General features: G+C 58.7%; 27 protein-coding genes, 1 tRNA gene and 1 pseudogene. 23 read left to right on the forward strand and 6 right to left on the reverse strand.

Features of this window, described 5'->3' with window-relative positions:
* Positions 1-224 precede the first annotated feature (224 nt).
* Positions 225-1,271: a patatin-like phospholipase family protein gene (locus DU29_RS0113815; RefSeq protein WP_028622257.1), complete on the reverse strand. Its 1,047-nt coding sequence runs from the start codon at positions 1,269-1,271 to the stop codon at positions 225-227.
* Between the two features lie 219 nt (positions 1,272-1,490).
* On the opposite strand from DU29_RS0113815, the gene DU29_RS0113820 reads away from it, so the two are divergent.
* The 3 genes from DU29_RS0113820 (at position 1,491) to DU29_RS0113830 (ending at position 3,604) form a co-directional block, all read left to right on the forward strand.
* Complete coding sequence (locus DU29_RS0113820) at positions 1,491-1,769, forward strand: hypothetical protein (protein ID WP_028622258.1); 279 nt, start codon at positions 1,491-1,493, stop codon at positions 1,767-1,769.
* Positions 1,770-1,813: 44 nt separating this feature from the next.
* A complete protein-coding gene (locus tag DU29_RS0113825; protein ID WP_028622259.1) occupies positions 1,814-2,581 on the forward strand; it encodes a CHAD domain-containing protein in 768 nt (255 codons plus the stop codon).
* A 225-nt stretch (positions 2,582-2,806) separates the two neighbouring features.
* On the forward strand, positions 2,807-3,604 hold the full coding sequence (locus DU29_RS0113830; RefSeq protein WP_028622260.1) for an acyl-CoA thioesterase: 798 nt from the start codon (positions 2,807-2,809) through the stop codon (positions 3,602-3,604).
* A gap of 14 nt (positions 3,605-3,618) precedes the next feature.
* Here DU29_RS0113830 and DU29_RS0113835 read toward each other — a convergent pair whose 3' ends face one another.
* Positions 3,619-3,984, reverse strand: a complete 366-nt coding sequence (locus DU29_RS0113835; protein ID WP_028622261.1) for an Mpo1-like protein — start codon at positions 3,982-3,984, stop codon at positions 3,619-3,621.
* A gap of 527 nt (positions 3,985-4,511) precedes the next feature.
* On the opposite strand from DU29_RS0113835, the gene DU29_RS0113840 reads away from it, so the two are divergent.
* The 8 genes from DU29_RS0113840 to DU29_RS0113875 all read left to right on the forward strand — a co-directional run bounded on the left by DU29_RS0113840 (position 4,512) and on the right by DU29_RS0113875 (position 11,080).
* A complete protein-coding gene (locus tag DU29_RS0113840; RefSeq protein ID WP_028622262.1) occupies positions 4,512-5,042 on the forward strand; it encodes a hypothetical protein in 531 nt (176 codons plus the stop codon).
* Between the two features lie 70 nt (positions 5,043-5,112).
* Complete coding sequence (locus tag DU29_RS0113845) at positions 5,113-5,304, forward strand: PLDc N-terminal domain-containing protein (protein WP_028622263.1); 192 nt, start codon at positions 5,113-5,115, stop codon at positions 5,302-5,304.
* Between the two features lie 317 nt (positions 5,305-5,621).
* Positions 5,622-6,497: a polyamine aminopropyltransferase gene (speE, locus tag DU29_RS0113850; RefSeq protein WP_028622264.1), complete on the forward strand. Its 876-nt coding sequence runs from the start codon at positions 5,622-5,624 to the stop codon at positions 6,495-6,497.
* 196 nt (positions 6,498-6,693) lie between these two features.
* Positions 6,694-6,936, forward strand: a complete 243-nt coding sequence (locus DU29_RS0113855) for a hypothetical protein (RefSeq protein WP_028622265.1) — start codon at positions 6,694-6,696, stop codon at positions 6,934-6,936.
* 219 nt (positions 6,937-7,155) lie between these two features.
* Entirely contained in the window at positions 7,156-7,482 is a 327-nt protein-coding gene (locus DU29_RS0113860) for a ribonuclease E inhibitor RraB (protein WP_028622266.1), read from the forward strand.
* A 401-nt stretch (positions 7,483-7,883) separates the two neighbouring features.
* A complete protein-coding gene (locus tag DU29_RS0113865; RefSeq protein WP_028622267.1) occupies positions 7,884-9,293 on the forward strand; it encodes a circularly permuted type 2 ATP-grasp protein in 1,410 nt (469 codons plus the stop codon).
* Between the two features lie 12 nt (positions 9,294-9,305).
* Complete coding sequence (locus tag DU29_RS0113870) at positions 9,306-10,256, forward strand: alpha-E domain-containing protein (RefSeq protein ID WP_028622268.1); 951 nt, start codon at positions 9,306-9,308, stop codon at positions 10,254-10,256.
* Positions 10,253-11,080, forward strand: coding sequence for a transglutaminase family protein (locus DU29_RS0113875; protein ID WP_028622269.1), 828 nt, complete (start codon positions 10,253-10,255; stop codon positions 11,078-11,080). The genes DU29_RS0113870 and DU29_RS0113875 overlap by 4 nt, the downstream gene beginning before the upstream one ends.
* 169 nt (positions 11,081-11,249) lie before the next feature.
* Here the strand turns inward: DU29_RS0113875 and DU29_RS0113880 are convergent, their stop codons facing one another.
* Positions 11,250-12,056: a c-type cytochrome gene (locus DU29_RS0113880; RefSeq protein ID WP_028622270.1), complete on the reverse strand. Its 807-nt coding sequence runs from the start codon at positions 12,054-12,056 to the stop codon at positions 11,250-11,252.
* Positions 12,057-12,673: 617 nt separating this feature from the next.
* Here DU29_RS0113880 and DU29_RS0113890 point away from each other — a divergent pair.
* The 3 genes from DU29_RS0113890 to DU29_RS0113900 all read left to right on the forward strand — a co-directional run bounded on the left by DU29_RS0113890 (position 12,674) and on the right by DU29_RS0113900 (position 16,873).
* Positions 12,674-13,879, forward strand: a complete 1,206-nt coding sequence (locus tag DU29_RS0113890) for an acetyl-CoA C-acetyltransferase (protein ID WP_028622271.1) — start codon at positions 12,674-12,676, stop codon at positions 13,877-13,879.
* A gap of 23 nt (positions 13,880-13,902) precedes the next feature.
* A complete protein-coding gene (locus DU29_RS0113895; RefSeq protein WP_028622272.1) occupies positions 13,903-16,047 on the forward strand; it encodes a 3-hydroxyacyl-CoA dehydrogenase NAD-binding domain-containing protein in 2,145 nt (714 codons plus the stop codon).
* Between the two features lie 94 nt (positions 16,048-16,141).
* Positions 16,142-16,873 carry an amidotransferase gene (locus DU29_RS0113900; RefSeq protein ID WP_028622273.1) on the forward strand — a complete coding sequence of 244 codons (732 nt, stop codon included), beginning with the start codon at positions 16,142-16,144 and terminating at the stop codon, positions 16,871-16,873.
* A 92-nt stretch (positions 16,874-16,965) separates the two neighbouring features.
* On the opposite strand, the gene DU29_RS0113905 is transcribed toward DU29_RS0113900, so the two are convergent.
* The 3 genes and pseudogenes from DU29_RS0113905 to DU29_RS0113915 form a co-directional block, all read right to left on the reverse strand.
* Positions 16,966-17,937 carry a magnesium and cobalt transport protein CorA gene (locus DU29_RS0113905; RefSeq protein WP_028622274.1) on the reverse strand — a complete coding sequence of 324 codons (972 nt, stop codon included), beginning with the start codon at positions 17,935-17,937 and terminating at the stop codon, positions 16,966-16,968.
* A gap of 131 nt (positions 17,938-18,068) precedes the next feature.
* Positions 18,069-18,793, reverse strand: a pseudogene (locus DU29_RS01000000129870) (lysophospholipid acyltransferase family protein).
* Between the two features lie 212 nt (positions 18,794-19,005).
* Entirely contained in the window at positions 19,006-19,695 is a 690-nt protein-coding gene (locus DU29_RS0113915) for a crotonase/enoyl-CoA hydratase family protein (RefSeq protein WP_028622275.1), read from the reverse strand.
* 307 nt (positions 19,696-20,002) lie between these two features.
* Here DU29_RS0113915 and DU29_RS0113920 point away from each other — a divergent pair.
* The 9 genes from DU29_RS0113920 (at position 20,003) to DU29_RS1000000131460 (ending at position 24,662) form a co-directional block, all read left to right on the forward strand.
* Positions 20,003-20,092, forward strand: a tRNA-Ser gene (locus DU29_RS0113920).
* A gap of 310 nt (positions 20,093-20,402) precedes the next feature.
* The gene (locus DU29_RS0113925; RefSeq protein WP_028622276.1) at positions 20,403-20,585 is read left to right on the forward strand and encodes a hypothetical protein; all 183 of its coding nucleotides are present in this window, start codon (positions 20,403-20,405) and stop codon (positions 20,583-20,585) included.
* A 112-nt stretch (positions 20,586-20,697) separates the two neighbouring features.
* Complete coding sequence (locus DU29_RS0113930) at positions 20,698-21,978, forward strand: serine hydrolase domain-containing protein (RefSeq protein ID WP_050483105.1); 1,281 nt, start codon at positions 20,698-20,700, stop codon at positions 21,976-21,978.
* Positions 21,979-22,139: 161 nt separating this feature from the next.
* On the forward strand, positions 22,140-22,328 hold the full coding sequence (locus tag DU29_RS0113935) for a hypothetical protein (protein ID WP_028622278.1): 189 nt from the start codon (positions 22,140-22,142) through the stop codon (positions 22,326-22,328).
* Between the two features lie 312 nt (positions 22,329-22,640).
* A complete protein-coding gene (locus tag DU29_RS0113940; RefSeq protein ID WP_028622279.1) occupies positions 22,641-23,012 on the forward strand; it encodes a hypothetical protein in 372 nt (123 codons plus the stop codon).
* Positions 23,013-23,136: 124 nt separating this feature from the next.
* Positions 23,137-23,568: a glycine zipper domain-containing protein gene (locus DU29_RS0113945; RefSeq protein WP_028622280.1), complete on the forward strand. Its 432-nt coding sequence runs from the start codon at positions 23,137-23,139 to the stop codon at positions 23,566-23,568.
* A gap of 126 nt (positions 23,569-23,694) precedes the next feature.
* Positions 23,695-23,883 (forward strand): hypothetical protein, encoded by a 189-nt coding sequence (locus tag DU29_RS0113950; RefSeq protein WP_028622281.1) that lies wholly within the window; start codon positions 23,695-23,697, stop codon positions 23,881-23,883.
* A gap of 94 nt (positions 23,884-23,977) precedes the next feature.
* Complete coding sequence (locus DU29_RS1000000133255) at positions 23,978-24,196, forward strand: hypothetical protein (protein WP_081832489.1); 219 nt, start codon at positions 23,978-23,980, stop codon at positions 24,194-24,196.
* An 88-nt stretch (positions 24,197-24,284) separates the two neighbouring features.
* Positions 24,285-24,662, forward strand: a complete 378-nt coding sequence (locus DU29_RS1000000131460) for a hypothetical protein (RefSeq protein WP_081832490.1) — start codon at positions 24,285-24,287, stop codon at positions 24,660-24,662.
* Positions 24,663-24,664 lie beyond the last annotated feature (2 nt).

The raw sequence follows: 24,664 nt of genomic DNA on the forward strand, positions 1-24,664 counted from the left end.
GAGGGGGCTTGCCCCCGTTGGGCTGCGCAGCAGCCCCTAACCATACAATCTGATTTCTTCAGGCTCACCACATGTCTCGGGCTGGGGCTGCTTCGCAGCCCAACGGGGGCAAGCCCCCTCGCCACAAAAAGCTGCCCTGCCACAAAAAGCTGCCCCACCATGAAAGCCCCCAAACCACAAAAGCTGCGCTGCCACAAAAGCCACAGGTGTTTGCACCCAAACAATCAAGGCTCGCTCTTCTGCTCACTCTCATACCGATCCAGCGTATCCCGCGCGATCTCGCGCCCTAGCGCGATCAACTCCGGCGCCTTGTAAAACTCGAAAAACCGGCACACCCGCTTCGGCACATTGATCAAAATATCCGGCGGATACCCGGCGATCTTGTATTGCGCCAGCGACGTCTGCATCACCTCGAAACTCTGGTTGATCAAATCCAGCAACGACGCCGGCCCGACGTTATCAATAATGAACGACCCAGTAGCCGACTTCGGCGCACCCGCGTGTTCAGGCGCCGCCGCCGGTTGCTGCGCTTCCGGCTCAGCCGATTCGATCCAAGGATTGATATCCGCCGCCTCGGCCTTCAACGCTTCCTGCTCCAGCAACAACAACTTCTCCGCCGTCTTGCGCCGAAACGGCATCTTCGACCCCAGCGAACTGACCAGGTTATCGAAACGGCTTTTAAACGCCGGCGGACGCGGGATCACCGGCAATTGATAGTGACGCTGGTTGGTGGAGTTGAGATTCACCGCAATGATCAAATCGCAATGACTCGACACCACCGGCACGATCGGCAACGGGTTCAGCAGCCCGCCATCCACCAACATGCGATTGCCCTGCATCACCGGCGTAAACAAACTGGGAATCGCCGCCGAAGCGCGCATGGCCTGATGCAAACAGCCTTCCTGAAACCAGATTTCCTGCTGATTCGTCAGGTCAGTGGCCACCGCCGTGTAAGGAATGCGCAGTTCTTCGATGTTGATTTCGCCGACGATCTTGCGGATTTGTCCGAAGACCTTTTCCCCGCGAATCGCCCCCAGACGAAAACTCACATCCACCAGGCGCAACACGTCGAGGTAGTCCAGGCTCTCGATCCAGTTGCGATAGTCTTCGAGTTTGCCGGCGGCATAGATACCGCCGACCACTGCACCCATCGAACAACCGGCAATGCACGCGATGTCGTAGCCGCGCCGTTCGATTTCCTCGATAACGCCGATATGGGCATAGCCCCGGGCTCCACCTGAACCCAGCACCAATGCGACACGCTTTTTCATGAACCGCCCTCGTCTGACAAGGTTGAACAATGCACCCATCGTGGGTCGCGCTTCAATCGCCAAGGTCGCCAGGCGGGGTGACAACGTCGTTTTTTCGACACTCCATGGCGGCTCAGGGTTATTCTCGCCTGCGCTACGGTTTCGGCGTGGGGAAGGCACTTTTCCTTTGCCAGACCGTCATACGTGCACGACTGTTTACCTAATGTTGAGGTGTGTTTAATGAAAGCCTGGATCTGTGTGCCCTTGATCGCGCTGGTGCTCGCCGGTTGCGCTGGCAAAACCGCTTACCGTGACAGCTGCGCCAGCGGTCTCGATGCGGCGTGGCGCGAACTGGACCTGGCCAAGGCGGAAGGTTTCGCCGGCAATGTCAGTTACTCCAAGGCACTGTCGCTGTTGACCGGCGCCAAGACACAACAACAATTCGAAGCGTTCGAAGGCTGCAGCAAGAAAGCCGAGAAAGCTCGCTTCTACATCCGCGAGTCGCGCGCAGGCCGTTGAGGCCAGAGCAAACGTCAGTGGAATTTCAAGTCAGGGAGTAAGTGATGTCGGCCTTGGTTGATCAGTTAGTGGCTCATGTAATGGGCCTGGAAGTGCGGGTGATGGTGTGTCAGGCGCGTTTAAGTGAGCGCACCGACCCGGAAGCGTTGCACGATCTGCGCACCACGGTTCGCCGCTTGCGCAGTTTGCTGCGACCCTTGCGCGGCTTGCCTGGCGTCGAGCAACTGGAATCGGCGGCCAAGGCTGTCGGTGACCTGACCACACCGTTGCGTGACCGCGAGGTGCTGGCGGCGTACCTGCTGGAACACGATCAACCCGAGGCCGCGCAACGGCGCATGGCGCAGATGGCCAAGGCTTATCCGCAAGTCGCGACCAGTGCGCAAGTGACGCAACTGTTGATGATCCTTGATGCATTCCCACGCTTTTTGCGCGCGGCTCAGCATCAGGGTTTGCTCAACGGCTTGCGCAAACGCGTGGAAAAACGGCTGGGCAAGCAATGGGAGAAACTCGATGAGGCGTTGCATGATCCTGCGCATGATCGCCACCGTTTGCGTCTGCTGATCAAGCGCGTGCGTTACGGCATCGAGGCGTACCCAGAACTGGATCGCCTGCCGAAACCGGCGGCGTCCCGTTTGAAGTCGGCGCAGGCCGCCCTGGGCGATTGGCATGATTGCTGGCAATGGCTGGCCCGTGCCGAACAGGAAGCGGATCTGCAGCCATGCGTGCCGGTCTGGCAAACCACCATGGCCAAAGCCGAAGCCCGCGCCGATCGCGTGCTCGACAAGCTCAGCGCCAGTTGCTTCAAATCCTGACCCACCACCGATCCAACCTGTGAGCGAGCCTGCTCGCGATGGCGCACTGTCAGTCACCGTCACTCTGCCAGTGAAACCGCTTTCGCGAGTAGGCTCGCTCCCACAGGGGCTCGTCGATGACTGGCCCCGACCTGTCTATCCGCCTCTTTGGCCAAAACGCGCCCTGTGCTGTCCGCGATCACTGGTTAATATCCCCCCATTAATTTTCCTGCTCCCGAGGTCCCCATGCGCTTTTCCGATTTGCTCGACGCCGTTCGCAGCCAACCCCAGGCGCTGACCATCCCGGCCGAATGGGCACAGGGACGGGCCAGCTTCGGGGGGCTGGTCGCGGCTTTGCAATATGAAGCCATGCGCGCAAAAGTCCCGGCGGACCGTCCGGTGCGTTCACTGGCAATCACCTTCGTCGGCCCGGTCGAGCCGGACGTGCCGGTCAGTTTTGAAGTAGACGTGCTCCGCGAAGGCAAAGCCGTCAGCCAGGTGTTGGGTCGGGCACTGCAGAAAGGCCAGGTCGTGACGCTGATCCAAGGCAGCTTCGGCGCCTCGCGTCCGTCCGAAGTCGCGGTCACGGCGTTGCCCGCGCCCGAGATGAAGCACTGGGACGACTGTCAGGAATTGCCGTACATCAAAGGCGTCACCCCGGAATTCATGCGGCACACGGCGATGCGCTGGAGTGTCGGCGGCTTGCCGTTTACCGGTAACAAGTCGCGAGACATGGGCGGTTGGGTGCGTTTGCGCGGGGACGTGAAGGAAGAGGCGCTCAGCGAGTCGCACATTCTGGCGCTGGTCGACGCTTGGCCACCGGCGCTGTTGCCGCACCTGAACAAACCGGCGATGGGCAGCACGCTGACCTGGACCATCGAATTCGTTCAGCCGTTACGGGCGCTGACCACGCTGGACTGGTGCCAATACCTCGTGGAAATCGAACATGCCGCTGATGGGTACGGTCATGCGGCAGCGAAACTGTGGAGCGCGGACGGGCAGTTGATTGCCATCAGTCGGCAGACCGTGACGATCTTTGCCTGATGCTTTTTAACTGATCAGTGCCGACGGTGGCGCTCACGCCAGGCGCGCCACCAGCCACCGCTGAGGAAAAATCGCGGGAAGGTCAGAAACTGCTCGATCATCAGCCGCGAGACCGCATCTTTGCGTCCACTGAACGGCTCGGAGGCCTCGGCCTCCAGGCTGTGACCGTGACGTTGCAGGCCTAACGCAGCGATCAGACCGATGACGCCAATCGCGAAGTTGACGAAGCTCAGGCCGAACACCCCGCAAACCAGCAGCAAAAACGCCACGATGAACAGCGGCACGGCAATCAGGTGCAGGACCAGATTGGTCGGGTGCTGATGGTTGTTCGGGTAAGCTCGCCATTGCCAGGCGGGCAGGTTGGGGTGACGTTTGCCCATGATGTTAATCCTCAATCCATGTTGAACTCATGTTTGAAGAATAGGCCCGCCCGATCAGCCCGGCGAATCAAGCTTGGCTATCGAAGTGATAGCGGCCATGGTCAAACTCGATACTGCCCCCATGACCTTCATCGCGAGCAAGCTTTGCTCCCACCGGCATTGAGTACATTCGCAAGAATCAGCCTGAATCGAAGACCGCCATCGCAGGCAAGCCAGCTCCCACGGTGGACCGCATTCACCCAGACACCATCGATCCCTGTGGAGCCGGGCTTGCCCGCGATGAGGTCCTGCCAGCCGACATCATTGCCGCCTGACCCACCGCCATCGCGAGCAAGCTTTGTTGCTAAGCCAGGCACCCATGTAGGTTTTCTCTGATAGCGGAAATAGCATTGGCAAGGTGCCAGCATTGTGCCGCTATCGAATCAGCTGGATCTTGATGTGGGTCAAGATTCCCCACAGCAGCCAACCCAGGGCGGAATGCGCTATCCTGCGCGCCTTCAAATTCCCTCGCTACAGGATCCATCGCCATGAAAGCCGCACTCGTCGAACTCATCACAAAAATCAGCTCCGGGTGCATGAGCGATGAAGAAATCGCCAAGGTCGCTGACGAAGCTGCACAGGCCTACGCCGACCCTGCGGCTTTTCTCACAGCCAATCCGGACATCAACTACGACGAGACTTTCCCGATTCCGTTGGGCGAGTGGGTGGTAGTCGGCAGCCTGTTGGAAACCGTGCTGTTTCAAGCAGATACCTACGTGGACCTGTTCGCGCAGATCGTTGCCTCGTTCGGCCCGGGCGTCGATTTCAATATCAAGCCCAAGCAACTGGCCAAGACAGAAGCCCTGACCGCTTTGAACCGCATCCAGGTGCAGATGGGCAGCATGAACAAGGAAAACGGCGGCTACACGCTGATGAACTTCAGCCAGTTGCTCGACGACGAGCTGCAAGTGGTGCTGGTTTTCGGCAATGACGTGCCGCGCGTGCTCGAGCTGTGCGCCGAAGTCGGCATCAGCGCCGCGCCGTCGCTGGAAGCGTTGAAAGTGGCAATTCACGTTTAATGGAATAATACGGAACCCTGACATTCGCCGACTATCCTAAGAGGGCACACCACTTATAGGGAGCGACACCATGGGTTCCACGTTCAACGGCCTGATTGGCCTGATCATTCTTGCTCTGGATATTTGGGCAATCATCAACGTACTGAAAAGTGGCGCTTCCACAGGCATGAAAATCGTCTGGGTACTGCTGATCCTGCTGCTGCCAGTCCTCGGCCTGATCATCTGGGCCATCGCCGGGCCACGTGGCAACGTGCGGATCTGACCCGGTTCCCCACGACGCCACCGACCTAGTTGGACCCCGATCTGTAGGAGCTGGCTTGCCAGCGATAGCATCACCGCGATTATTCAGATGCACCGCGCCGATTCCATCGCTGGCAAGCCAGCTCCTACAAGTCAGTGTTTGTCGGGCCAGCATTATGTTCAGCTCCTGCAAGGAATGACGCGGACCCATCAACTGAGGTTCGACCTGTCATCTTCCGCGACGTAGAATGCGCGCCTTTCCCGGGCAATCGAGCCGATCGATTGGCCATCATGGGCGGGTAACCGTCCGTTGCCACCGCATTCATCGGAGCACTTCCCATGAGCACCACCCCGACCAGCGAATACCTGGAAACCCTCTACGAAGGCTACGGCCAGCGTTTTCGCATGGAAAAACTGCTGCACGAAGTGCGCACCGAACACCAGCACCTGGTGATTTTCGAAAACCCGCGCATGGGCCGGGTCATGGCGCTGGACGGCGTCATCCAGACCACCGAAGCCGACGAATTCATCTATCACGAGATGCTCACCCACGTACCGATCCTGGCGCACGGCACGGCCAAAAGCGTGTTGATCATCGGCGGCGGCGACGGCGGGATGCTGCGTGAAGTCGCCAAACACGGCGGCGTCGAGCACATCACCATGGTCGAGATCGACGGCACCGTGGTCGACATGTGCAAAGAGTATCTGCCGAATCATTCCAAGGGCGCGTTCGACGATCCACGGCTGAACCTGGTGATCGACGACGGCATGCGTTTCGTCGCGACCACCACTGAAAAATTCGACGTGATCATTTCCGACTCCACCGACCCGATCGGCCCGGGCGAAGTGCTGTTTTCCGAGAACTTCTATCAGGCCTGCCGTCGCTGCCTGAACGAGGGCGGCATTCTGGTGACCCAGAACGGCACGCCTTTCATGCAGATCGAAGAAGTCAAAACCACCGCCGGACGCCTGCGCAGCCTGTTCCCGGACTGGCATTTCTACCAGGCCGCCGTACCGACTTACATTGGCGGCTCGATGACCTTTGCGTGGGGCGCGACCAACACGTCTTACCGCAAATTGTCCCGCGAAACCCTGCAGCAGCGCTTCGCCGGCAGCGGCATCATCACCCGCTACTACAACCCGGAAATCCACATCGGCGCCTTTGCCTTGCCGCAATACGTGCTGCAGGCGGTGAACAAACCAAGTAACGACTAAGTTGTTTCTGTAGGAGCCGGCTTGCTGGCGATGCATGCGCCTCGGTCTGCCAGCCACACCGCGATGATCCGATCGCTGGCAAGCCAGCTCCTACACGTTTTTCATGTCAGCACAGCGCAATCCCGTTGAACGATCACCCCGTGCAAAAGTCCAGATAGTGGTAAGCCCACTTGCGGGTTTTATCGAGGAGGCACCGATGCAACAGTGGACAGTCACTTACGTGGATGATCACGGCGAAACAGTCGAAGAAATCTTTGAGTGCGAAGACTGCCCGGACAACGAGCAAGCCGCCGCATTGCTCAAGGAGCGGCTTTTCCCTGTCGCCGCCAAACTGGATCTGAACGATCTGGAAGGGCGCACCGACGACGCCAGCGTAAAAAGTCTCAAAACCCAGAACAGCATACAAATCCTCGGCATTACTCCCGTTCCTCTCGTGTGATAAACCCCGTGGCACATTTTTGAAACACCAGGCCTTGGCAGCAGCTCGGACTTGCGGCTACTCTGCAAGCGAGATCAGCGAACGGATCGCGCTAAGGTCTGGTCTTGTCAGCTACATGCTTGCTTCCCGGCGGTAACGTGGTTACCGCTTCACTCGCCGCCACCGGCTGCGCAGTAGGGAATACGGAAAGTCTATCCATCAGTGTGAGGGGGACGATTCATGAGCACAGCCTATCAAGAAGACATCAGCAGCAACGTGCTGCGCCGCATGAAAGAAGGCGGTTTCGATTTTTCCCGGTTTCATCCCATCGAGTTCTACGCCATTTTCCCGGACGAGGAGCGGGCACGCAGGGCGGCAGGTCACTACAATGGCGAATCCATGAACGCACAGATCAGCGTGCGCGATGACGGCGCGTGGTATCTGGAACTCAGCAAAGTGATGTCCGCCACTTATGACGGCATCGGCGATTTCGAGCAGGATTTCGAGGCAGTGGTCGAGCCTTTGGGCGGCATCATCGAAGGGTGGGGCGTCAAGCAGGAGGTCTGAGGGCGACTCGCCTGACATCATGAACAGCGACAACATCCGCTAATGGCTAACCTCCGGGTTGGCCATTTTTCGTTCAGGTGCGCTGAACGTAATATGTGCCGAAAGTTTGGGCAAAAAAAAGCCGCCTGAGCGGGCGACTAAAAGGGAAGTTTGGGCAGATTTCCTGCGAGTGCACGGATTATCCCCACTCGCATCCACCCTGAGAAATCGCCTCTGACTATGTCGCTGATAGCCTTTACCCCGCCTTGCAATGAGGCGCAGCTAATCCAGTGCGAGCGCTTAGCGCACAGAAACGGTGCGGCCTGTTTAAGCCGATTACGCAACCGATTGATACCAAAGCGATTCTGCCGATGGCACGGGCCTTGCGATGGCTTACGCGTCTGGGTGACAAGGAGCACGGCATGATCCGCACCTATTTTGATGAGATGTACGATGCCGGCGGCCAGGTCCGCCCGCATTACCGGGAGTTTGCCCGTTGGCTGGCAGAAACCCCCGACGAGCTTCTGGCCCAGCGGCGACGCGAAGCCGATCTGCTGTTCCATCGCGCCGGCATCACGTTCACGCTCTACGGCGACGAGCAGGGCACAGAGCGGCTGATCCCGTTCGACACCATCCCGCGCAGCATCCCGGCCAGCGAGTGGCGAATCGTCGAGCGCGGCTGCATTCAGCGAGTCAAGGCGCTGAACATGTTCCTCGCGGACCTCTATCATGAACAACGCATCATCAAGGCCGGCATCATCCCGGCGGAACAGGTCCTGGCCAACGAGCAATATCAGTTGGCGATGCAGGGGCTGGATTTGCACCGCGACATCTATTCGCACATCTCCGGCGTCGATCTCGTACGCGATGGCGACGGCACGTACTACGTGCTCGAAGACAACCTTCGTACGCCCAGCGGCGTCAGTTACATGCTTGAAGACCGCAAGATGATGATGCGGCTGTTCCCCGAATTGTTCTCCGCCCAGCGCATCGCGCCCATCGACCATTACCCGAACCTGCTGCTCGACACCTTGAAAAGCTCCAGCCCGATCGATAACCCGAGCGTGGTGGTGCTGACGCCGGGACGCTTCAACAGCGCGTTTTTCGAGCATGCTTTTCTGGCTCGGGAAATGGGCGTGGAACTGGTGGAAGGCGCCGACCTGTTTGTGCGTGACGACAAGGTGTTCATGCGCACCACGGACGGGCCGAAAGCGGTCGACGTGATCTACCGCCGGCTCGACGATGCCTTCCTTGATCCATTGGCGTTCAATCCCGATTCGATGCTTGGCGTGCCGGGGCTGCTGTCGTCCTATCGCACCGGCAACGTCGTGCTGGCCAATGCCATCGGCACCGGCGTGGCGGATGACAAATCGGTGTACCCGTTCGTCACGGACATGATCCGCTTCTACCTCGACGAAGAGCCGATTCTGAAGAATGTGCCGACGTGGCAGTGTCGTAATCCCGCCGAACTTTCCCACGTGCTGGCCAACCTTCCGGACCTGGTGGTCAAGGAGACCCAGGGCTCCGGCGGTTACGGAATGCTGGTAGGGCCGGCGGCGACGACGGCGGAAATCGAATCGTTTCGACAGCGGATCAAGGCCAAACCCCACGCGTATATCGCGCAACCGACGTTGTCGCTGTCGACCTGTCCGACCTTTGTCGAAAACGGTATCGCGCCGCGGCACATCGACTTGCGTCCGTTTGTATTGTCTGGCCGCGAAACCCGGGTTGTCCCCGGCGGCCTGACCCGCGTCGCCCTGCGTGAAGGCTCCTTGGTGGTGAATTCCTCCCAGGGCGGCGGCACCAAGGACACCTGGGTGGTCGAGGATTGAAGGAAGCCTGCCATGTTAAGTAGAACTGCCTCGGATTTGTACTGGATGTCGCGTTACCTGGAGCGCGCGGAAAACCTCGCGCGGATGCTCGACATCAGCTATTCGCTGTCGCTGATGCCACAGGATGGTCGCGGTGACGGCTTGCACGAACTCGCCATGCCGTTGCTGATCACCGGCACCCTCGAGGATTACCTCGAGCGCCACGGCGATCTGCATGCCGAACGCCTGTTGCATTTCTTTGCTTTGGACGGGGCCAACCCGGCGAGCATCTACAGTTGCCTCGGTTCGGCCCGCGCCAGTGCACACGCGGTGCGTGGGCGAATAACCGCCGACATGTGGGAAAACATCAACGCCACCTGGCTGGAAATTCGCGGGATCGCCGATCAAGGCTTGAGTCGCTACGGCATGAGCCGTTTTTGCGAGTGGATCAAGGAACGTTCCCACCTGTTTCGTGGCGCGTCCTACGGCACGATCATGCGCAACGACGCGTTTCGCTTCATTCGCCTGGGGACGTTTATCGAAAGGGCGGACAACACGCTGCGACTGCTCGATGCGCGCTACGAAATGGCCGGCGATCAGGCCGAAGCGGTCAGCGATGGCACGGCTCACGCGTATTACCAGTGGAGCGCGTTGTTGCGAGCCTTATCGTCCTTCGAGGCCTACACCGAAATTTACCGCGACGCCCCGGGCGCCCGGCACGTGGCCGAATTGTTATTGCTGCGCGCTGACGTGCCGCGTTCGTTGCGCGCCTGCACCGAAGAGATCGACCAGATTCTCGCGCAGCTGCCCGGCGCCAACGGTCGACCTGCGCAGCGTCTGGCGGCAGAGATGGACGCACGCCTGCGCTACACCGGCATTAGCGAAATTCTCGACGAAGGCCTGCATGCCTGGCTGACCGAGTTCATCCCGCTGGTGCGCCAGCTGGGCAACGCCATTCACAGTTCGTATCTGGAGGCTGCATGAGACTTTCCATAAGCCACGAGACCACCTATCACTATGAAGATCAGGTGCGGGCGAGCATCCAGTATCTGCGCCTGACTCCCCACGACAGCGAGCGCCAGCACGTGCTGAGCTGGCAGCTCGACCTGCCGCGCCCGGTGCGCGCGCAGCTTGATCCGTTCGGCAACATCCTGCACGTGCTGACCATGGACGAGCCGCACGAGGCGATCATCATTGGTGCGCGCGGTCAGGTCGATATCGACGAATTGCGCGAAGCCGAGCATGAGAGCCAGTCAGCGTTGCCTTTTCTGCGGTTCACCCGCCTGACCGAAGCCGACGAAGACTTGCGTGCTTTTGCCGGCAAGGAATGCAAGCAACGTCGCGATCGCACAGCGTTGATCGATTTGATGCACGGGCTGAACCAGCACATGACTTACACGCCGGGCTCTACGGCGGTCGACACCAGCGCAGCGAATGCTTTTGCTGGTCGTGCGGGCGTTTGTCAGGACCACACTCACGCGTTTCTGGCCTGTGCGCGCAGCCTCGGCATTCCGGCGCGTTACGTGTCGGGCTATCTGTACACAGAGGATTGCGAACACCTGGCCAGCCATGCGTGGGCGGAAGCCTGGCTTGATGACGCTTGGTACAGCTTCGACGTGACCAATCAACTGACGCGCCCCGAACGCCATCTGAAACTGGCAGTAGGCCTTGATTACCTCGATGCGTGCCCGGTCCGCGGCATGCGCCGGGGCGGCGGGTGCGAGCAGATGCACGCCAAAGTCTTCGTCTCCCCGACGCCGATCCCGATCCCGATCCCGGCGCCAGTGATATCGGTCCAGCAGCAGTGAGCGCCGAGGCTGCACGCAGAAAAGTATATTCACCACAAAACCCGTAGGAGCCGGCTTGCTGGCGATGGCAGCGTGTCAGCCAACATCAATGTGGGTTGACCGGGCCTCATCGCGGGCAAGCCAGGCTCAGGTTTTGCGGCGTTCTTACTTTTTGGGCGCCATCTACGAATCAGGGCTTAACCTTACGCCCCGCCATATGCTTCAAATACCCCACCAGCATCTCCAGGTCCCCATCCGGTAACACTGCCGCTGAAAACCCGGGCATTTTTGCTTGCGGCCACTGCCGCAAACTCTGCGGGTCGCGAATGTAGCGCTGCAAAAACTCCCCGCCAAAATATTCGGTCGGGCTGAACGGAATATTCAGATCCGGCCCAAACTGCGCATCCCCGGCACCGTTCAATCGATGACACGCCAGACAATTCTTCTGAAACAACGCAAACCCTTGGTTCACCGGATCATCCGCCTTCAATGCAGGATCAGGCAGCAGGGCAGGGAAGCGCTCCGCCACCGGCGCCATGCGCTTGATGCTCGCGACTTGAAACGGCCATTGTTCGGGGCTGATGCTGCCGGCCTGAGGGTCAGTCCAGACCATGTAGAACGGCCCGGCGCTGTGGTTGCCTGCGGACAGCCCGGGCCACGGTTGCGCCGGATCTTCGATGGCCAGCCACGCCCGCGCGCCATGAGCGTTGAGCAACGGCGCCGCCGCCAGTTCGGCAGCAAACCCGTCCGAGGCCACGGCTTGCAGGTGCTGATCAGGTTTGACCCCGTGCAACAGCGCCGCCAGCGGCACCGCGCGGTAACTCATGTCCCGCTTGTAGGACACATCTTTTTTGATCGTGATGGTTTCGATCTGAGGATGCTTGAGCAACTCCTCGGTTTGCCAGCTACGCGAATAGTCGCCCAGCTCGAGATCAAGCTGAGCTGCGTAAAGCGGCGCGCCGAACAGCAGGGCCGCCAACAGAATGAGCGCTTTCAAGGATCGCCGTCCAGGTCAGGGATGTGCCGCAAGGTTGGCACAGCCGCGCTGGCCCGCAAAGCGAGCCAGTCACAATTTGGCGCGACGGGATAAAATCTTCAGCTGTTTGATTTGAGCGATCAGCCGAGCACCTTGGTCAGGTTCGGCAAGATCAACACGAGCGTGGTGGCGAAAAGAATGAGACCGGCTTGACGTACTTTCGATTGCTTGAACATGGCTTGACCGCCTTTTTTGTTATTCCCTGATTGCCTGCCCGCATATCTCCATGACGGCAGAGCGTTGCACTTCCTGTAAGACGAGTGCCTCGGCAAAACCCGACGACGACTTCGTTTCTCTTCACCTTAGAGCTCGTTAAAGGCCGCGTCACACTTGGCTTAGATCCATTTCGTATGGTCCGCGCGCTAGTAGTTGTTAAAAAGGTATGAGGCCTATGGCCAGCTTCTTCGCCGCCCTTTGGCTAGACAGCTTCAGCCACTCTATCGGTCAACTCGTTAGCAGACTACCGTCCGTCTGAGCGTGGTCGTCAATCTCGCTGAGCGTTGCGGTCATTGAATTCGTAATCGCTCGGCATAAGGTGGAGGTCTGCATTCAATCCTGCTCAGCGGTTCGAGGACGTCATGACCCAAGCTTTGATTTTTGATGCGTTACGCACGCCCCGCGGCAAAGGCAAGGCGGACGGCGCCCTGCATAGCGTCAAACCGGTGAACCTGGTTGCCGGACTGCTCACCGCATTGCAGCAGCGTACCGACCTCGACACCCGTCAGGTCGACGATGTGGTCTTGGGCTGCGTGACGCCCATCGGCGATCAGGGATCGGACATCGCCAAGACTGCAACGCAAGTGGCCGATTGGGACGTCAGCGTCGCCGGCGTGCAGATCAACCGCTTCTGCGCCTCCGGCCTCGAAGCCGTCAATCTCGGCGCGATGAAAGTGCGCTCCGGCTTTGAAGACCTGGTGGTGGTGGGCGGGGTCGAATCGATGTCGCGGGTGCCGATGGGCAGCGACGGCGGCGCCTGGGCGCTGGACCCGCAGACCAACCTGCACAGCCATTTCACCCCGCAAGGCGTGGGCGCGGACCTGATCGCCACGCTGGAGGGCTTCAGCCGTCACGACGTCGACGCCTACGCTCTGCATTCCCAGCAGAAAGCGGCGCGCGCACGGGCCGACGGTTCATTCAGAAAATCGCTGGTGCCGGTGCAGGATCAGAACGGTATCGTCCTGCTCGATCACGATGAGTTCATTCGGGCCGAAAGTACTTTGGAGGGACTCGGCAAACTCAAACCGAGTTTCGAAATGATGGGGCAGATGGGTTTCGACGCCACGGCGTTGCGGGTCTACAGCCATGTTGAACGGATCAACCACGTCCATACACCGGGCAACAGTTCCGGGATTGTCGACGGTGCAGCGCTGATGCTGATCGGCTCCGAAGCCAAGGGCCGCGCGCTCGGCCTGCAGCCACGGGCGCGCATCGTCGCCACCGCAGTCACCAGCACCGACCCGACCATCATGCTCACCGGCCCCGCACCGGCCACCCGCAAAGCCTTGGCCAAGGCCGGGCTGCGGGTCGAAGACATCGATCTGTTCGAGGTCAACGAAGCCTTCGCCTCGGTGGTGCTGAAATTCATCAAAGACATGGCCATCGACCCGGACAAAGTCAACGTCAACGGCGGCTCGATCGCCATGGGTCACCCGTTGGGCGCGACCGGTTGCGCCATTCTCGGCACGCTGCTTGATGAGCTGGAAACCCGGCGCCTGCGCTACGGCCTCGCGACCTTGTGTGTCGGCGGCGGCATGGGCATTGCCACCATCATCGAACGCCTCTGAGCCCCGACTTCAAGGAAACTGTAATGACCGAAGCCATCCGTTACGAAAAAGGCCAGGACGCTATCGTCGTCCTGACCATCGACATGCCGGGCCAGAGCGCCAACACCATGAACGCCGTGTACCGCGAAGCCATGGCCGCGTGCGTTGCTCGACTGGTTGCGGAAAAGGACACGGTTGCCGGCGTCATCATCACCTCGGCCAAGAAGACCTTCTTCGCCGGTGGTGACCTGAATGAATTGATCAAAATCGGCAAACCCGAAGCCAAAGCGTTCTACGACATGGTGCTGACGTTAAAAGCTCAGTTGCGCACCCTCGAAACCCTCGGCAAACCGGTGGTCGCCGCGATTAATGGTGCGGCGCTGGGCGGAGGCTGGGAAATCTGCCTGGCCTGTCATCACCGGATCGCGCTGGATAATCCAGCTGTGCAACTTGGCTTGCCCGAAGTGACGCTTGGCCTGTTACCGGGCGGCGGCGGGGTGGTGCGGACGGTGCGCCTGCTCGGTCTGGAAAAAGCCTTGCCGTATCTGTTGGAAGGTAAAAAAGTCCGGCCGCAACAAGCCTTGCAGGCGGGGTTGATTGACGAACTGGCGAGCAACGTCGATGACATGCTGGCCAAGGCGCGCGCCTGGATCGTCGCCAACCCTGCCGCGGTGCAGCGTTGGGATGTGAAGGGCTATCAGATTCCGGGTGGTACGCCGTCGAATCCGAAAATCGCACAAATGCTGGCGATCGCGCCGTCGATCCTGCGCAGCAAAACCCAGGGCTGCCTGCCCGCGCCGGAGAAGATTCTCTGCGCGGCGGTAGAAGGCGCTCAGGTCGATTTCGACACCGCGCACCTGATCGAAACGCGCTACTTCACCGAATTGACCACCGGCCAGATCTCGAAAAACCTCATCGGCACCTTCTGGTTTCAACTCAATGAGATCAACGCTGGCGGCTCGCGCCCTCAAGGTTTCGCACCTTATGTGACACAAAAAGTCGGCGTGCTGGGCGCCGGGATGATGGGTGCGGGCATTGCGTTTGTCAGTGCCTCGGCGGGCCTCGAAGTGGTGCTCAAGGACGTCAACCTCGCCGCTGCCGAGAAAGGTAAAGCGCATTCGGCGGCGCTGCTGGACAAGAAAGTCGCGCGCGGCCAGATGAGTGCCGATCAACGTGAGGCGATCCTGGCGCGGATCCGTCCGGCCGAAAATGATGAGGACCTGGCCGGTTGCGACCTGGTCATCGAGGCGGTATTCGAAGACCGGGAATTGAAAGCCAAGGTCTCGGCCGCCGCGCAGAAAGTCGTTGGCCCGGATGCGCTCATCGCTTCCAATACCTCGACCTTGCCGATCAGCGGCCTCGCCACTGCCGTGCCCGACCCGAGCAAATTCATCGGCCTGCATTTTTTCAGCCCCGTGGAGAAAATGCCGCTGGTGGAAATCATCAAGGGCAGCCACACCAGCGACGAAACCCTGGCCCGAGGTTTCGATTTCGTCCTGCAGATCAAGAAAACTCCGATTGTGGTCAACGACAGTCGCGGCTTCTTCACTTCGCGAGTGTTCGGCACGTTTACCAACGAAGGCATCGCCATGCTCGGCGAGGGCGTCAGTGCGCCGATGATCGAGACCGAAGCGCGCAAGGCCGGCATGCCGGTCGGGCCTCTGGCGATCTCCGACGAAGTTTCCCTCAGCCTGATGAGCCATATTCGACAGCAAACGGCCAAAGACCTGCAAGCGGAAGGGAAACCACTGACAGAGCACCCGGCCTTCGCCGTGATTGATCTGCTGCTCAACGAATACAAGCGTCCCGGCAAGGCCGCAGGAGGCGGTTTTTACGATTACCCTGCCGGTGGCCAGAAGCATCTGTGGCCAGAGTTAAAGAGCCGTTTTGAACAAGCTGACGGGCAGATTTCGCCGAAGGACGTGCGTGATCGGCTGCTGTTCGTGCAAGCCATCGAAACCGTGCGCTGCGTGGAGGAGGGCGTGCTGACCTCGACGGCAGACGCCAACGTCGGTTCGATCTTCGGCATCGGCTTCGCCGCCTGGACCGGTGGCGCGCTGCAGTTCATTAACCAATACGGGGTAAAGGATTTCGTCGCCCGCGCGCAGTACCTGGCCGAAGCGTACGGAGAACGGTTCGCGCCGCCCGCGCTGCTGCTGGAAAAAGCCGCCAAAGGGGAGACATTCTAGGGGACAAGTGACGCATTCCGGGGCTTGCCTGCCATCGTGTTTCAGGGCAGGCTCTGGGGTGTGCATTATTCCCTTCACGTGTCAGGTATTTTTTATGTCGTTACGCATCTGCATTCTGGAAACCGACATTCTGCGTCCGGAACTGATCGATCAATACCAGGGTTACGGGCAGATGTTCCAGCGTCTGTTCTCGCAGCAACCTATCGCCGCGGAGTTCACCGTTTACAACGTGGTGCAGGGCGAATACCCGAGCGATGACCTGACCTTCGATGCGTATCTTGTCACCGGCAGCAAAGCTGATTCCTTCGGCACTGACCCATGGATCGAAACCCTCAGGGCTTATCTGTTGAATCGCTACGAGCGGGGCGACAAGTTGCTCGGCGTCTGCTTCGGCCATCAATTGCTGGCGCTGTTGCTGGGCGGCAAAAGCGAGCGCGCGACCCAGGGCTGGGGCGTTGGCACGCACAGTTACAAACTCGCGGCGAAGGCGCCGTGGATGAGCCCGGTCAAGGAAGAGCTGACGTTGCTGATCAGCCACCAGGACCAGGTGACGTCATTGCCGGAAAACGCCACGGTCATCGCTTCCAGCGATTTCTGCCCGTTCGCCGCTTACCACATCAACGATCAGGTGCTGTGCTTCCAGGGGCACCCGGAATTCATCCACGATTATTCACGCGCGTTGCTGGATATTCGTCAGGAAGCGCTGGGCGAGCAGGTTTACACGAAAGGCATGGCCAGCCTTGAGCACGAGCATCATGGCGCGACGGTAGCGGAGTGGATGATGCGGTTTGTGGCGTACAAGCCAGAGGCGGTTAAGCCTTCCTGACCCATGCCGAGCAGCTTCACTCCCACGGTTCAATGTGGGAGCGAGACTGCTCGCGATTGGCAGCGACGCTGTTTAACCTGCAGTGCACAGTCCTACAACCAGCCCGACCGCTTGAAACTCGCCCACAAACTGACGCAACCCACCGCAATAAAACCCAGCACCCCGAAATAGCCGTAATGCCAGGTCAACTCCGGCATGTTCTGGAAATTCATTCCGTAAATCCCTGCCACTGCAGTCGGAAACGCCAGAATCGCCGCCCACGCAGCGAACTTGCGCTGCACTACGCTCTGACGCGAGGCTTCCAGTAACACGCCGATTTCGATGGTCTGACTGGCGATGTCGGCTAGCGTCGTCAAATCCTCCATCTGCCGCGTTACATGGATCTGCACATCGCGAAAGTACGGGCGCATGTTCTTGTCGATGAACGGAAAGTTGAGCCTTTGCAGTTCCTCGCCGATCTCCACCATCGGCGCGGCATAACGCCGTAGACGCACTACGTCGCGACGCAGGCTGTGAAGTTTCTGAATGTCGCGCTCATTCAACGAACTGCACAGCACGTTGTGCTCCAGTTCATCAATTTCGGCATGGATCGCTTCGCCCACTGGCTGATAGTTTTCAATAACGAAGTCGAGGAGGGCGTACAGCACGAAATCTTCGCCATGTTCGAGCAGTAGCGGACGCGCTTCACAGCGTTGCCGGACATGGGCGTAGGAGGCAGAGTGACCGTTGCGCGCGGTAATGATGTAGCCCTTGCCGGCGAAGATGTGCGTCTCGATGAATTCCAGTTTGCCGTTATGGCGGATCGGCGAATACGTCACGATGAATAGCGCATCGCCAAAGGTTTCCAGCTTCGGTCGACTGTGTTTTTCCAGGGCGTCTTCGATGGCCAGTTCATGCAGATTGAACTGGCGTTGCAGGTTATTCAGCTCTTGTTCATTCGGTTCTTCAAGACCGATCCAGACAAAGTGGCCAGGCTTTTCCGCCCAGGCCGCCCCTTCATCGAGTGTGATATTGGTGACTTTTTTTCCGGCGCTGTAAACCGCAGCAGCTACAACTCTACCCATGGTTCTGATTCGCTTCTTATGTGCAAGTGGCAGTGGCAGGCAGGTATCAGCTTAGCCTTGTCTGCTGTTTGAGAGTCAGCAAAATCGGCAGAGTTCGCCAGCAAAAGAAAACCCGCACTTGGCGGGTTTTTTCAGGCAATTTGCAGTTGCCGGTCCATCGATGCGATGCACTCGCGCATCTGCTCGCGACATTGCGCGATCAACATGGGCATGTCATCCATGCTCAACCCTGCGGTGGGAATCGCCGGAAGCGAGCGGATCAGAATTTTCCCACTGCGCCAGCGGTTAAGTCGCATGTGTTTGACGTAACTGCTGACACACACACCGGCACGATTGGCACGCCTGCGGCGATCGCCATCTGGAACGCACCTTTCTTGAACGGCAGCAGCTCTTCGCCAAGATTGCGCGTGCCCTCCGGAAACACCCAGATGGACGTGTCTTCATGCTGCAAGGTGTGAGTGGTGGTCAACATCGACTGCCGCGCCTTCTGTGCGTTGCCGCGGTCGATCAGCACGTTTCCGGCCAGCCAGAACAATTGCCCGAACAGCGGCACCCATTTCAGGCTCTTTTTGCCGATGCACACGGTGCGGCGGGGCACCACATTGCCGAACACAAACAGATCGTAGTTGGATTGATGATTGGCGATGATCACGCAGCTTTCAGGTTTATCCATCAGCGGCCCCACGTCAGTCTTTACCCGCAGCCGCAAAATGCACATGGCCGGCCACGCATAAAGGCGTGCGCACAGACGACTGTTGTCCGGATTGAACGGCCGACACAGGCCCAGTAACACGCCAAGCACTCCGGCCAGGACAAAGTGCAGGCTCATCAACAACATACGCAACACAAACAGCATCTGCAGGCCCACCAGCGCAAAAGGTGGCGCAGTGTACGGATGTGCACTGTTTTCGGCAATTGCTGGCAGGGAAACAGGAGATGGGCGATGTTTGACCGCATGTTTCCGACTCAGGTGTCAGAACCGTGCTAGAGCCGTTGTAGATTTAGCTACGAGGTATGTACGAAAAAGCCCGACGCGGATGTCGGGCTTTTCAATGATGCCGGTCAGGCTTAACCCATGTATTCCTGATCAAGGATGATCGCGTTGTCCAGGGTATCGAGCAGGCCCTTGCGTACTTTCAGTTTGGTGTTTTTGTGAGCCGTCATGTTGATCTTCTTCAACTGACGCGCCGCTGCCAGTGCCGCGCCTTGCAGCTCATCGGCGGAGACGACAACGTCAAGGAAACCTGCATCAACCGCGCTTTGCGGATTGAACATTTCGCCATTGATCACTGAACGGTGAAAGGCCGACTTGCGCAGACGATCTCGCGCAATCTCGATACCGGCGTGGTGCATGGTCATGCCGATCTGTACTTCGTTCAGGCCAATGCTGAAAGGCCCGTCGACGCCTATTCGGTAATCCGCCGACAGAAGCAGGAATGCACCCTTGGCCACCGCGTGGCCCGGGCAGGCGACGATGACCGGGAAGGGGTGAGACAGCAGACGACGGGCCAGTGTCGAGCCGGCCGTCACCAAAGATACCGCTTCTTTTGGACCCGCTGTCATTACCTTCAGGTCATAACCGCCGGACAGGATTCCCGGCTGACCGGTAATGATCACCACGGCACGATCCGTCACGGCTTGATCCAGCGCCGTGTTGAACGCAGCAATCACGTCCGGTGAGATTGCATTGACCTTGCCATTGCTCAAGGTCAGGGTCGCGATACCGTCTTCGAGATGGTAGGAAATCAACTCACTCATGACGCATTCCTTGTATGAAAGTTGAGGCAGACGTTACCCACCGCAGCAGGCCAGGTAAAGCGCCGTGACTGACCCGCCAGTCACCCTTTTCCCACGCGCCGCGTGTCGCCAGCCTTGTCTGCGGTGTTTCGCCTTCTATATAGAAGAAGACGCAGAGCCGGAGATTGGCAGGTTTGCCATGGCGCACGGCTGGCAAGATCATCTGAATCCCTAACCGCATGAAAATTCTGCAAAAAAAATTTGCCATCAGAAAAGCTTTCGACTACATTAGCGCGCCTCGACAGACAGAAGATGTTTGTAGAGATACGGTGAAGTGTCCGAGTGGCTTAAGGAGCACGCCTGGAAAGTGTGTATACAAGAAATTGTATCGAGAGTTCGAATCTCTCCTTCACCGCCAAATTCGATGTAACCAAAACCCTTGATTTCGAAAGAAGTCAGGGGTTTTGTGGTTTTTGGGGTCTGAAAATACTGTGTCTAAAAGTGCGGTTCGGGCATTTCTGAAGTTCATGTAGGACGCGTGAATCTCTTGTCGGAAGCAGGGCGGGAAGACCAGATACGCCGGGGCGTTCAGGGGATTCTGTCGCTCACGGATGCGCGGTTGCAGGAGGGTTTCCATATCTCGCTCAGGGGTACAGAATGACCCGATACCCGGCAATGGCCGATCCCTCAGTCTGGAATGAGTGCGTGCAGTTATGCAGGAGTTCACCATGAAGCAGGCAGAGCTGGAAAAGATCCACGTCGAGATCGTCAAGCTAATGGCCCAGCAGCGCAAGCTAAACGCTGAAGCGGGCAAGATGACTCGTGAGACCTTTTGGTATCCGGTCGCTGTCGCGACAGGTTTGATTGGCACGGTGGCTACCGTTACGGCCGTATTGATCAAGCTTCTGTAGAACAGGTTTTCACCCCGACGCAATTTGCATGCTCACTCGAACGGAATCGAACACCATGCCATTTCTCATCGCAATCTATCGCCTCCTGGCCCTGTCCTTTACGGCCACGCTGATGTTCTTCGTTTCCTCTTCGGCCATTGCATCCGCCCCGGAGCCTTACCCAGACGCCAATGCCAGCGACCCTGCGAAGCTCGGTTGGATGATCGGTTCTCCACCTCCCGCCGAGCGCACCGTGCGTTTTGATGACGGCAGCTATTTTCGGTTTCCGGCGATGCGCTGGAGTGTCTCGAATTTTCGTCAGCTCATGCCGACAATCAATGTATCGCGAGGGCTCGGCGCGCCCACGTCGTTGAAATCCGTATTGCGCGAAGACATCGACGCCATCACCTTCACACCGCTTGGGGCAACGTCAACGATGACGTGGGAGCAGTCCCTGCCCGCAGCTTACACCGACGGTATCGTGGTGATGCACCGCGGCCAAGTCGTCTACGAGCGCTACTTCGGGGTATTGAAACCGGAAGGGCACCATGCGGCGATGTCGGTCACCAAATCCGTGGTCGGTACGCTGGGCGCGATGTTGGTGGCTGAGGGGCGAATCGATGCGGATAAGCGGGTTGTCGATTATGTTCCCGAGTTGAAGAACTCCGCGTTCGGCAACGCGACGGTGCGCCAGGTTCTCGACATGACTACAGGCCTGAAATACAGCGAAGACTACGCCGACCCTAACGCCGAGGTCTGGGCGCACGCCAACGCCGGCAATCCGCTGCCCAAACCGGCGGACTACACCGGTCCTCGCAGCTACTACGAATTCCTGCAGAGCGTTCAGCCCCAGGGTGGGCACGGCGCTGCATTCGCCTACAAGACTATTAACACCGACGTGCTCGGGTGGGTGATCGCGCGGGTGACGGGGCGTAATGTCGCGCAGTGGTTGTCCGAGCGCATCTGGAGTCGGCTCGGGGCGGAACAGGATGCCTACTTCAGCGTGGACTCCATCGGGACGCCGTTCGCGGGCGGCGGTTTGAACGCGGGCCTGAGGGACCTCGCAAGGTTTGGCGAGATGCTGCGCAATGATGGCCGAGCCAACGGCCAACAGATCGTGCCTCAATCAGTCATCGACGATATCCGTCGGGGCGGCGACAAGCAGGCATTCGCAAAAGCGGGTTATGACCTGCTCAAAGGCTGGAGCTATCGATCGATGTGGTGGGTAACGGACAAGGAGGGCGGAGCTTTCATGGCGCGCGGGGTCCATGGGCAGCGCATCTATGTGGACCCGGATGCCGAAATGGTCATTGTGCGGTTTGCCTCACATCCTGTTGCGGCTAATGCCGCTAACGATCCGGTTACCCTGCCGGCTTTCGAAGCACTGGCTCGATACCTGAAGTCGTTGCCCTGATGCATCGAAGGTCTTGGCATTTTGAGCGTTCCACTCGTCGGCAGATGGATTTCATGAACCACAAGTCCGGTAATGACCGGCTAGTCTCAAAATTCTTGGTGATCGGTATTTTTCGGGCAAATCGGGCTTGCCGGTGCCGATCGCGTTTGAGGGGTGTAGATATGGCTCATCCGTATAACGAAGATGACGGGGCAGAATTTCCGATCAACAACTGCGTTCAGTGTGGGCAAACCGAATACGTGGCTAGTTTTGGTGAAGATAAGATCAAAGTCGGCAAGATGAAATCCATGGTCAGCCGCGGGCCGAAGTCGAAGTTCATGCCCAAGGTGGCGGCTCCGGTCAGGAAGTGATGAAGCCCACTGGTAGAACCCCGTCATCGAACGGGGTTTTTTATATCTGGCGGATTATTTTCACCACACGGTATTTTGCGGAAACTTTCACAAAGTTTTCACAGGGTGAGCCGTAATCTCAGCTCATCCGTTAGAAAGCAATACCCTAGCCCGTCTCCCCAGCGGGCTTTTTTTTGCCTGTCATAAAACCTTTCCCCTGATTGCTGTCCAAACGTCGCCGATGGTTGAGTCAGCGCGTCTGGATTTTCTCTGTTCCTGACAATCAACCTCGATCCCTTTTTTGATTTGCCCAAATTTTTTGAGGTTCTTGTCATGCGTTTAACTCTGCCTGCACTGGTTTTGGGACTGATGGTTGCTCAAGGTGCACTCGCTGCTGGCGACGGCACAGCCGCGTTGGGTGGTGGTCTGGGCGGTGCGTTGGGTAACGTCGTCGGCCATAACATGGGCGGCAGCACCGGCGCGGCGATTGGCGCGGGCGTTGCAGGTGCAGCCGGTAGTGCAGCTACCGCACGTAAAGGCAGCCGTACGAAAGCGGCGATCGGCGGTGGTGTTGGCGCGGCGGGCGGTTCTGTAATTGGCAACAGCCTTGGCGGCAAGACAGGATCCACCATCGGTGCTGGCGTAGGCGGCGCACTGGGTGGCGGCGTCGGTAGCAACCTGTCCAAGGGCCATAAGCGCCACTGATCCGATTGATGGCCAGCTGCCATAATTTCGTCATTCGTTTTGAGTGGTTTCGATCAGGCAGGTGCTAGACTCCGCTCATCCGTAGTGCGTTCTTCCCCCCGACGCGGAATTAGAGGTTCATATCATGCGTTTGACATTGTCCACGTTGTTTCTGGGACTTTTGGTCGCTCAAGGTGCAATGGCGGCCGGCGATGGCACGGCTGCAGTAGGCGGTGGTATCGGCGGTGCATTGGGTAACGTGGTCGGCCAGCAAATGGGCGGCAGTACCGGTGCAGCAATCGGCGCAGGTTTGGGCGGCGCAGTAGGCAGCGCAGTTGGCGCGCCTAAAGGCAGCCGTACCGCAGCGGCCGTCGGCGGTGGCTTGGGCTCGGCAGGTGGTTCGGTAATCGGCAACAGCATTGGCGGCTCCACTGGTTCCACCATTGGCGCAGGCCTTGGCGGCGCGGCAGGTGGCGCAGTCGGTAATAATCTGGGCACCGACGATCGCAGTTCCCATTCTGGCAACGGCCACAAGAACAAGTACAAGAAGAACAAGCACAAAAACAAACACCATTGATTTGATCCCGAATCAACTGAAACCCGGCCAAGCGCCGGGTTTTCTGTATCTGTCGCCAGCCCGCAGGAACGATTGGCCGCCGGGCGCCTCGAACTTAATACATCCCGGTATTGATTGAGGCTTGTCATGACTCCTGAAACCGAAGGCAAAGAAGAAAAAGGTCCAAGTGGACTACCGTTTATCAATGATCCCGGTAACGAAGATCCTGGTTCGCTGATGGATGACGCCACCGTGCCGCTCAATGACTCTGATGATGCGGGCGACGTGGGTAATCTCGAATATGAAGAGGAAGATGAGGACGAGGATGAACAGTGAGGCAACTGCGTCATGAACCTGGCCGGCGGGAGAGCGTTTCCGATCGGCCCTGATCACCGCAGGCTCTCGTCCTCGAACGTTGTGAGAGGTGCATATGAACACTGATCCTGAAGACACAGACGTCGATGACACACCGGAGTATCCACTACCGTCTCCAACCGATTCGCTAAGCCGCGACCAGCGTCCACCGGATGACGAACCTGGCATCGAGCAAGTGCCGAACGAGGATGTCCGGCGTACAGATAGAGATAGCCAGGCTGATCCCGGTAATCCGGATATCGCAGAGGAAGAAGGTTCTAAGGAACCCCGTTGAGCGGTTGCCATTGGTCGGGCGAAAGGCACCTTTGCGATGCGAACGCTGCCGAACATTCAGGTAAGCAACTCTATCAAGGAGACGCACCATGATCAGATCAACCCTCACGGCCATCACTGTGGCTGGCTTGTTATCCGTAAGCTCGGCTGCGGTATTCGCTCAATCCGCCGGCACTGGCGCACCCGTCGACAAAGGTGGAGCAGCGCCCTCCACCGAAATGGAAGCGGGTTCTGGCAGTGGCAGTGGCAATGCGTTGCCGCCTGGCAGCATTGACAGCGGTAATAGCGGCGACGCCAGCGGGAGGAGCACCAGCCCGGGGACTGGAAGCGGATCCATGAGCGGTGGCAGTTCGATGGGGAACGGTACTGACGGTGGGTCTGGCGATACCGGTAAAGCAGGGATGAGTAGTGGCAAGAAGGGGAGTTCGGGTACACCGGCTGGGAGTAAGGATGGGGCTGGTGGTTGATT

This window comes from Pseudomonas sp. Ant30-3 (assembly GCF_000690905.1).
In the GTDB taxonomy this organism is placed as follows: Bacteria; Pseudomonadota; Gammaproteobacteria; order Pseudomonadales; family Pseudomonadaceae; genus Aquipseudomonas.

What these genes read in the sequence shown, in the direction of transcription:
- DU29_RS0113815 (WP_028622257.1), bottom strand. Translation starts at nt 1,271, where the DNA reads ATGAAAAAGCGTGTCGCATTGGTGCTGGGTTCAGGTGGAGCCCGGGGC.
- DU29_RS0113820 (WP_028622258.1), top strand. Translation starts at nt 1,491, where the DNA reads ATGAAAGCCTGGATCTGTGTGCCCTTGATCGCGCTGGTGCTCGCCGGT.
- DU29_RS0113825 (WP_028622259.1), top strand. Translation starts at nt 1,814, where the DNA reads ATGTCGGCCTTGGTTGATCAGTTAGTGGCTCATGTAATGGGCCTGGAA.
- DU29_RS0113830 (WP_028622260.1), top strand. Translation starts at nt 2,807, where the DNA reads ATGCGCTTTTCCGATTTGCTCGACGCCGTTCGCAGCCAACCCCAGGCG.
- DU29_RS0113835 (WP_028622261.1), bottom strand. Translation starts at nt 3,984, where the DNA reads ATGGGCAAACGTCACCCCAACCTGCCCGCCTGGCAATGGCGAGCTTAC.
- DU29_RS0113840 (WP_028622262.1), top strand. Translation starts at nt 4,512, where the DNA reads ATGAAAGCCGCACTCGTCGAACTCATCACAAAAATCAGCTCCGGGTGC.
- DU29_RS0113845 (WP_028622263.1), top strand. Translation starts at nt 5,113, where the DNA reads ATGGGTTCCACGTTCAACGGCCTGATTGGCCTGATCATTCTTGCTCTG.
- speE (WP_028622264.1), top strand. Translation starts at nt 5,622, where the DNA reads ATGAGCACCACCCCGACCAGCGAATACCTGGAAACCCTCTACGAAGGC.
- DU29_RS0113855 (WP_028622265.1), top strand. Translation starts at nt 6,694, where the DNA reads ATGCAACAGTGGACAGTCACTTACGTGGATGATCACGGCGAAACAGTC.
- DU29_RS0113860 (WP_028622266.1), top strand. Translation starts at nt 7,156, where the DNA reads ATGAGCACAGCCTATCAAGAAGACATCAGCAGCAACGTGCTGCGCCGC.
- DU29_RS0113865 (WP_028622267.1), top strand. Translation starts at nt 7,884, where the DNA reads ATGATCCGCACCTATTTTGATGAGATGTACGATGCCGGCGGCCAGGTC.
- DU29_RS0113870 (WP_028622268.1), top strand. Translation starts at nt 9,306, where the DNA reads ATGTTAAGTAGAACTGCCTCGGATTTGTACTGGATGTCGCGTTACCTG.
- DU29_RS0113875 (WP_028622269.1), top strand. Translation starts at nt 10,253, where the DNA reads ATGAGACTTTCCATAAGCCACGAGACCACCTATCACTATGAAGATCAG.
- DU29_RS0113890 (WP_028622271.1), top strand. Translation starts at nt 12,674, where the DNA reads ATGACCCAAGCTTTGATTTTTGATGCGTTACGCACGCCCCGCGGCAAA.
- DU29_RS0113895 (WP_028622272.1), top strand. Translation starts at nt 13,903, where the DNA reads ATGACCGAAGCCATCCGTTACGAAAAAGGCCAGGACGCTATCGTCGTC.
- DU29_RS0113900 (WP_028622273.1), top strand. Translation starts at nt 16,142, where the DNA reads ATGTCGTTACGCATCTGCATTCTGGAAACCGACATTCTGCGTCCGGAA.
- DU29_RS0113905 (WP_028622274.1), bottom strand. Translation starts at nt 17,937, where the DNA reads ATGGGTAGAGTTGTAGCTGCTGCGGTTTACAGCGCCGGAAAAAAAGTC.
- DU29_RS0113915 (WP_028622275.1), bottom strand. Translation starts at nt 19,695, where the DNA reads ATGAGTGAGTTGATTTCCTACCATCTCGAAGACGGTATCGCGACCCTG.
- DU29_RS0113925 (WP_028622276.1), top strand. Translation starts at nt 20,403, where the DNA reads ATGAAGCAGGCAGAGCTGGAAAAGATCCACGTCGAGATCGTCAAGCTA.
- DU29_RS0113930 (WP_050483105.1), top strand. Translation starts at nt 20,698, where the DNA reads ATGTTCTTCGTTTCCTCTTCGGCCATTGCATCCGCCCCGGAGCCTTAC.
- DU29_RS0113935 (WP_028622278.1), top strand. Translation starts at nt 22,140, where the DNA reads ATGGCTCATCCGTATAACGAAGATGACGGGGCAGAATTTCCGATCAAC.
- DU29_RS0113940 (WP_028622279.1), top strand. Translation starts at nt 22,641, where the DNA reads ATGCGTTTAACTCTGCCTGCACTGGTTTTGGGACTGATGGTTGCTCAA.
- DU29_RS0113945 (WP_028622280.1), top strand. Translation starts at nt 23,137, where the DNA reads ATGCGTTTGACATTGTCCACGTTGTTTCTGGGACTTTTGGTCGCTCAA.
- DU29_RS0113950 (WP_028622281.1), top strand. Translation starts at nt 23,695, where the DNA reads ATGACTCCTGAAACCGAAGGCAAAGAAGAAAAAGGTCCAAGTGGACTA.
- DU29_RS1000000133255 (WP_081832489.1), top strand. Translation starts at nt 23,978, where the DNA reads ATGAACACTGATCCTGAAGACACAGACGTCGATGACACACCGGAGTAT.
- DU29_RS1000000131460 (WP_081832490.1), top strand. Translation starts at nt 24,285, where the DNA reads ATGATCAGATCAACCCTCACGGCCATCACTGTGGCTGGCTTGTTATCC.